Raw genomic sequence first — 843 nt, forward strand, 5'->3', positions numbered from 1 at the left:
ACCTGCGGTTCAACTCGGACGTGCCTTCGGCCCGCCGGTTAACCTCAACGTTAGGCCTCGTTTTGGCTTCTGCCGCTCCACTCCCTCGCGCTCCGGCGGCGCTGCTTGGTTGCTGGCCTGTTGCTTGGCCACCGTGCAACACAGATGTGTGTCCCATGTGATACACTTGTGGAATGATCGAAGTCCGCCAGACCGTCGCTTACGCCCAATGGTATGGCGGCCTACGCGATCGGCAGGCCAAGGCGCGCATCGATATCCGCATTCGCCGCTTGTCTCTTGGAAATCCGGGAGATGTGAAAGCTGTGGGCGAGGGCGTATCGGAACTGCGCATCGATCATGGTCCGGGCTATCGGGTCTACTTTGTTCAGCAAGGTGCCGTACTGATCGTTCTCCTCGCAGGAGGCGACAAGTCGTCGCAAGACAAAGACATCAAACTGGCCAAGGCCTTGGCGAAGCAACTTTAGGAGTCGAACATGCCCAAGACCATCACCAAACCGTGGGATGCAGCTGAACATCTCAACACCGAAGAAGACATGGCCGCTTACCTTGAAGCGGCGCTCGAAGAGGGCGACCCTGCACTTATCTCTGCCGCGCTCGGAGACATCGCCAAGGCCAAAGGCATGAGTCAAATCGCACGCGATGCCGGCTTGGGGCGCGAAAGTCTCTACAAGGCACTGGCACCCAGCGGCAATCCTGAGTTTGCGACAATCATGAAAGTCGTGTCTGCCTTGGGGCTTCAACTTCACGCTTCTCCGGCCGGCGCCAGAACAGGCACCCTTCGCACCATCGCCTAACCTGCGGTTCAACTCGGACGTGCCTTCGGCCCGCCGGTTAACCTCAACG

The 843-nt window shown here is 59.1% G+C and carries 2 protein-coding genes; both read left to right on the forward strand.

The window, feature by feature from the left end; translation table 11 throughout:
- Window positions 1-173 precede the first annotated feature (173 nt).
- Window positions 174-464, forward strand: a complete 291-nt coding sequence (locus SRAH_RS12280) for a type II toxin-antitoxin system RelE/ParE family toxin (protein WP_045477487.1) — start codon at window positions 174-176, stop codon at window positions 462-464.
- Window positions 465-473: 9 nt separating this feature from the next.
- A complete protein-coding gene (locus tag SRAH_RS11785; RefSeq protein ID WP_029463523.1) occupies window positions 474-794 on the forward strand; it encodes an addiction module antidote protein in 321 nt (106 codons plus the stop codon).
- The last annotated feature ends 49 nt before the right edge of the window (window positions 795-843 follow it).

Origin of the sequence: Serpentinimonas barnesii, assembly GCF_000696225.1 — a bacterium.
GTDB lineage: Bacteria > Pseudomonadota > Gammaproteobacteria > Burkholderiales > Burkholderiaceae_C > Serpentinimonas > Serpentinimonas barnesii.

Coding starts and splice junctions, on each gene's coding strand:
- SRAH_RS11785 (WP_029463523.1), top strand. CDS start 474: ATGCCCAAGACCATCACCAAACCGTGGGATGCAGCTGAACATCTCAAC.
- SRAH_RS12280 (WP_045477487.1), top strand. CDS start 174: ATGATCGAAGTCCGCCAGACCGTCGCTTACGCCCAATGGTATGGCGGC.